The following is a 5,770-nucleotide window of genomic DNA, read 5'->3' on the forward strand; positions in this document are numbered from 1 at the left end:
TGGTTGCGGGAGTAGGATTTGAACCTACGACCTTCAGGTTATGAGCCTGACGAGCTACCGGGCTGCTCCATCCCGCGTCACCAACTGATAAAGGGCGGACCTTTTGGGTCCGCCCTTTTATGGACTGTGAATGGGTTTTTATATCCGTATATGCGCGTGCTTCAATGCCTGGCGACGCCCTACTCTTCCAGTGCTTGAGCAATAGTACCATCGGCGCAGTCAGGTTTCACGGCCGAGTTCGGGATGGGATCGGGTGGGTCACAGACGCTATGGTCACCAAGCAATGAAGCAGGCGCATATAAGGGTGTTTTAATCGATACCGTGCACGTTCAAGCATTTTACTTGGAAAATGTGCCAACAGGCTCATTTTCATGTGTAATCTAGCTGGCTTAACAACCGACCATGTTCGTCAGGCTTCTGTTTCCAGAGCTGTCATTGATGGTGGGACTCTGCGGTTCGTTATGAACCGTTTAAGCGCGAATAGGACAATTAGTATCGGTTAGCTCCATGCGTTACCGCACTTCCACATCCGATCTATCAAGGTCGTGGTCTTCGACCGTCCTATGAAATCTTATCTTGAGGGAGGCTTCCCGCTTAGATGCTTTCAGCGGTTATCCCGTCCATACATAGCTACCCTGCTGCGCCACTGGCGTGACGACAGGTACACCAGAGGTATGTTCAACCCGGTCCTCTCGTACTAGGGTCAACTCCTCTCAAATTTCGACGCCCACGGCAGATAGGGACCAAACTGTCTCGCGACGTTCTGAACCCAGCTCACGTACCACTTTAATTGGCGAACAGCCAAACCCTTGGGACCTGCTCCAGCCCCAGGATGTGATGAGCCGACATCGAGGTGCCAAACGATTCCGTCGATATGAGCTCTTGGGAATCATCAGCCTGTTATCCCCGGCGTACCTTTTATCCGTTGAGCGATGGCCCTTCCACGAGGGACCACCGGATCACTATGACCGACTTTCGTCTCTGCTCGACTTGTCAGTCTCGCAGTCAGGCGGGCTTATGCCATTGCACTCTAACAGACGGTTTCCAACCGTCCTGAGCCCACCATCGCGCGCCTCCGTTACTCTTTAGGAGGCGACCGCCCCAGTCAAACTACCCACCACAGAGGGTCCCTGCACCGGATAACGGTGCGAGGTTAGACATCAGAAAACAGCAGGGTGGTATTTCACCTATGGCTCCACATCAACTGGCGTCGATGCTTCAAAGCCTCCCACCTATGCTACACAGCTCTTTCCTAATGCCACTCTGAAGTTGCAGTAAAGGTGCACGGGGTCTTTCCGTCTAACCGCGGGTACTCCGCATCTTCACGGAGAATTCAATTTCGCTGAGCATATCCTGGAGACAGTGGGGAAGTCGTTACGCCATTCGTGCAGGTCGGAACTTACCCGACAAGGAATTTCGCTACCTTAGGACCGTTATAGTTACGGCCGCCGTTTACCTGGGCTTCAATTCAGTGCTTGCACACCTCCTCTTAACCTTCAGGCACCGGGCAGGCGTCAGGCCCTATACGTCGTCTTGAAGCCGACTTAGCAGAGCCCTGTGTTTTTGCTAAACAGTCGCTACCCCCTGGCCTGTGCCCCCCACAAGAGCTTGCGCTTATGTGGGGCCTCCTTCTTCCGAAGGTACGGAGGCAATTTGCCGAGTTCCTTCAGGATACTTCTCTCAAACGCCTTGGTATACTCTACCATTCCACCTGTGTCGGTTTAGGGTACGGTCTATACGGAGGGGCTATTTCCTGGGACGATTTCCCAGCCAGGAGCAATCCAATAAGCCCTGACCAGTTACACCATCCGTCACACACCTCCAGGCCCACGAATATTAACGTGGTTCCCATCGACTACCCCCTTCGGGCTCGTCTTAGGGGCCGGCTTACCCTGCTCAGATTAGCTTTAAGCAGGAACCCTTGGAATTTCGGCGACAGTGCATCTCACACTGTTAATCGCTACTCATGTCTGCATTCGCACTTCCGATACCTCCACGACCCATTACCAGATCGCTTCAACGGCCTACGGAACGCTCCGCTACCGCGTGCAGTAAACTGCACACCCTAAGCTTCGGTGCATCACTTTAGCCCCGTTACATCTTCGCCGCAGGATCTCTTGTTTAGACCAGTGAGCTGTTACGCTTTCTTTAAAGGATGGCTGCTTCTAAGCCAACCTCCTGGTTGTTTTGGAAATCCCACATGCTTTCCCACTTAGTGATGACTTGGGGACCTTAGCTGTAGGTTAGGGCTGTTTCCCTTTTGACGACGGACCTTAGCACCCGCCGTCTGTCTGCCGAACTAGACTCGTTGGTATTCGGAGTTTGGTTAGTGTTGGTAGATCTCGCGACCCCCGCAACCATCCAGTGCTCTACCCCCAACGGCAATCATTCGACGCTCTACCTCAATAGATTTCGCGGAGAACCAGCTATTTCCCGGCTTGATTGGCCTTTCACCCCTAAGCACAACTCATCCGACAATTTTTCAACATTGAACGGTTCGGTCCTCCAGTGCGTGTTACCGCACCTTCAACCTGGTCATGCATAGATCGCCGGGTTTCGGGTCTAATGCATCAAACTCTGTCGCCCTATTCAGACTCGCTTTCGCTGCGCCTACACCTAACGGCTTAAGCTTGCTTGATACACTAAGTCACAGACCCATTATGCAAGAGGTACGCGGTCAGGGCTCAAGGCCCCTCCCACTGCTTGTAGGCATCCGGTTTCAGGTACTGTTTCACTCCCCTCATCGGGGTGCTTTTCACCTTTCCCTCACGGTACTGGTTCACTATCGGTCATGTACGAGTATTTAGGCTTGGAGGGTGGTCCCCCCATGTTCAGACAGAGTTTCACGTGCTCCGCCCTACTCAAGTCCTGGATGTTCGCTTTCACATACGGGGCTGTCACCCGCTATGGCGTGCCTTTCCAGACACTTCTGTTAACTAACATCCAGGCACTGGCCTGGTCCGCGTTCGCTCGCCACTACTAACGGAATCTCGGTTGATGTCTTTTCCTCCGGGTACTGAGATGTTTCAGTTCTCCGGGTTCGCCTCACCAAAGCCTATTTTATTCAGCTTAGTGATACCTCTCCCATTTAACACGGGGCCTGAGTTTCCTCAGGGCCAGTCTTAAATGGTGAAGGTGGGTTGTCCCATTCGGAAATCGCGGGATCAAAGCCTGCTCACGGCTCCCCCACGCTTATCGCAGCGTGCCACGTCCTTCATCGCCTGTACATGCCAAGGCATTCACCAGATGCCCTTACCTCACGCTTGAGAGTCCACACCACCAACGACAACACTGGAAGATCAAGTGCTTTTCCTGCCGTCAGAAAATGTGGTTATTAAACTCAGCTAGATAATCATTCGTGTACAACGCTTTGCCGATCTTCCCTGCATCAGCCTTGCAGCTTCTGCCAAAAAAACCAACACCGCGTCGCCACGGCATCGATTAAAAAACCCATTCACAATGTCAAAGAGGAGCGCAATGCGCTCCATATCACCAGCCTTGGCTGGTAAATCGTTTCTCTTCATCTCTGGAAATGTCCACTGCACGCTTATGCTGCACAGTTGCTTGGTGGAGCTTATCGGGATCGAACCGATGACCTGATGCTTGCAAAGCAACCGCTCTCCCAGCTGAGCTAAAGCCCCCAACCAAGCAATGGTGGGCCGGGGAGGAGTTGAACCTCCGACCTCACGCTTATCAGGCGTGCGCTCTAACCACCTGAGCTACCGGCCCGTTGTTTGTTTCGCCTCAAGCGCCGGCGCCGACATCCGTCGGCTTGGCTTTCGCTGCATAAGCAGCGGCGGCCGTTCGGCCTTGCGGACCTTGCAGGTCCGTTGGCGCAAACCAAACAGGGCATAGCCTGCTCAGGCAGATACGTCTCTTACGAGGCGTATTTTCCAGTGATGAAGGGACATGAGGACGGCGGCATATGTTCTTTGGAATGGAGGAAGCTCTTTCCGAGACTAGCCCGGACGCTTTCCGCCGATATCCTTAGAAAGGAGGTGATCCAGCCGCAGGTTCCCCTACGGCTACCTTGTTACGACTTCACCCCAGTCTCTAAACCCACCGTGGTCACCTGTCTCCCTTGCGGGTTAACGCAGTGCCTTCGGGTGAATCCAAATCCCATGGTGTGACGGGCGGTGTGTACAAGGCCTGGGAACGTATTCACCGCGGCATGCTGATCCGCGATTACTAGCGATTCCGCCTTCATGCTCTCGAGTTGCAGAGAACAATCCGAACTGAGACGACTTTTGGAGATTAGCTACCGCTCGCACGGTTGCAGCCCACTGTAGTCGCCATTGTAGCACGTGTGTAGCCCAGCGCGTAAGGGCCATGAGGACTTGACGTCATCCCCACCTTCCTCCGGCTTATCACCGGCGGTTCCTTTAGAGTACCCAACCAAATGCTGGCAACTAAAGGCGAGGGTTGCGCTCGTTGCGGGACTTAACCCAACATCTCACGACACGAGCTGACGACAGCCATGCAGCACCTGTCACTCATCCAGCCGAACTGAAGAAATCCATCTCTGGAAATCGCGATGAGGATGTCAAACGCTGGTAAGGTTCTGCGCGTTGCTTCGAATTAAACCACATGCTCCACCGCTTGTGCAGGCCCCCGTCAATTCCTTTGAGTTTTAATCTTGCGACCGTACTCCCCAGGCGGATAACTTAATGCGTTAGCTGCGCCACCGAAACACCATGTGCCCCGGCAGCTAGTTATCATCGTTTACGGCGTGGACTACCAGGGTATCTAATCCTGTTTGCTCCCCACGCTTTCGCACCTCAGCGTCAATACTTGTCCAGCGAGCCGCCTTCGCCACTGGTGTTCTTCCGAATATCTACGAATTTCACCTCTACACTCGGAATTCCACTCGCCTCTCCAAGATTCTAGCAATCCAGTCTCAAAGGCAGTTCCGGGGTTGAGCCCCGGGCTTTCACCTCTGACTTAAATCGCCGCCTACGTGCGCTTTACGCCCAGTAATTCCGAACAACGCTAGCTCCCTCCGTATTACCGCGGCTGCTGGCACGGAGTTAGCCGGAGCTTATTCTCCCGATACTGTCATTATCATCTCGGGTAAAAGAGCTTTACAACCCTAAGGCCTTCATCACTCACGCGGCATTGCTGGATCAGGGTTGCCCCCATTGTCCAATATTCCCTACTGCTGCCTCCCGTAGGAGTCTGGGCCGTGTCTCAGTCCCAGTGTGGCTGATCATCCTCTCAGACCAGCTAAGGATCGTTGCCTTGGTGAGCCTTTACCCCACCAACTAGCTAATCCTACGCGGGCTCATCCCTGGGCGATAAATCTTTGGACTTTCGTCATCATCCGGTATTAGCTTCAGTTTCCCGAAGTTATTCCGAACCCAAGGGTAGATTCCCACGCGTTACGCACCCGTGCGCCACTAGATCCGAAGATCTCGTTCGACTTGCATGTATTAGGCATGCCGCCAGCGTTCGTTCTGAGCCAGGATCAAACTCTCAAGTTTGATGTCCAGTCCCTGCCAGGCGGAATAAGCCCAACAGAAACCGCTCATTTCCAGGAGCCATTCCTGCACAATATATAAACTAGTGGATATATATTGAGACATATAGGAACGGCCTAAATTTAACCGATCGCACGACGCCTGAAAGCCGCCGCAGACCGGAGCCGCCGCCCACATGTCCCTTCATCTGACTAACAATGTCAAAGAACCACAACCAAACTAAAAACCGGACAACCATCCCGCCCCGATACCTAAGTGCCGAGGGAATGGCGTCCAACCATAGTGGCGACCGT

At 53.4% G+C, this 5,770-nt stretch carries 3 tRNA genes and 3 rRNA genes; all 6 read right to left on the reverse strand.

Annotated features, from left to right (window positions below):
• A tRNA-Met gene (locus ACODSR_RS20605) sits at positions 1–77 on the reverse strand.
• Positions 78–166: 89 nt separating this feature from the next.
• Positions 167–281, reverse strand: a 5S ribosomal RNA gene (gene rrf, locus ACODSR_RS20610).
• 189 nt (positions 282–470) lie between these two features.
• A 23S ribosomal RNA gene (locus ACODSR_RS20615) occupies positions 471–3,265 on the reverse strand.
• A gap of 300 nt (positions 3,266–3,565) precedes the next feature.
• Positions 3,566–3,641, reverse strand: a tRNA-Ala gene (locus ACODSR_RS20620).
• 11 nt (positions 3,642–3,652) lie between these two features.
• A tRNA-Ile gene (locus ACODSR_RS20625) sits at positions 3,653–3,729 on the reverse strand.
• Positions 3,730–3,991: 262 nt separating this feature from the next.
• Positions 3,992–5,480, reverse strand: a 16S ribosomal RNA gene (locus ACODSR_RS20630).
• The 16S, 23S and 5S rRNA genes sit together here with 3 tRNA genes alongside, the layout of an rRNA operon.
• Positions 5,481–5,770: the final 290 nt, after the last annotated feature.

The organism is Sphingobium sp. FG125 (assembly GCF_057809795.1).